The 408-nt window shown below is 31.6% G+C and carries 1 pseudogene; it reads right to left on the reverse strand.

The features are described from left to right. Positions 1 to 269: 269 nt before the first annotated feature. Positions 270 to 408 (reverse strand): annotated as a pseudogene (locus GNY06_RS13895) (IS481 family transposase); the annotation flags it as partial.

Below are 408 nucleotides of genomic sequence, written 5' to 3' on the forward strand. Positions count from 1 at the left end.
AGAGCATTTTTACGGTCATATAGTTTTGCTAATACTACTTTGGAAAAATTGTAAATAAAATTTTTTTGATAAATATGTCCAACACAATTGATATTGCCTACGTAATAAGAGTCTTGAGATCCTAAATATCCAGAATGATGAGATTCAATTTCTCCATGAGCTTATTTCTCTACCAATGATCTTTCAAATACTGAAAGTTGAAATTTAGAAAGTACAATACAATCATGAGCAGAGATTGATTCCAACGAAATTAATCTCAAATTAAAAGTAAGCAGATCAGCAGCCAGAAGAGCATGTTTCCGGTCAAATACTTTTGCAAATACTACTTTGGACTACGTGTCAATAAAAGTTTGTTGATAAATATGGCCAACTCCTTTGATATGGCCTACGTAATAAGTGTCTTGAGAT

It is taken from the genome of Elizabethkingia argenteiflava (genome assembly GCF_009904105.1).
Taxonomy (GTDB): Bacteria; Bacteroidota; Bacteroidia; order Flavobacteriales; family Weeksellaceae; genus Elizabethkingia; species Elizabethkingia argenteiflava.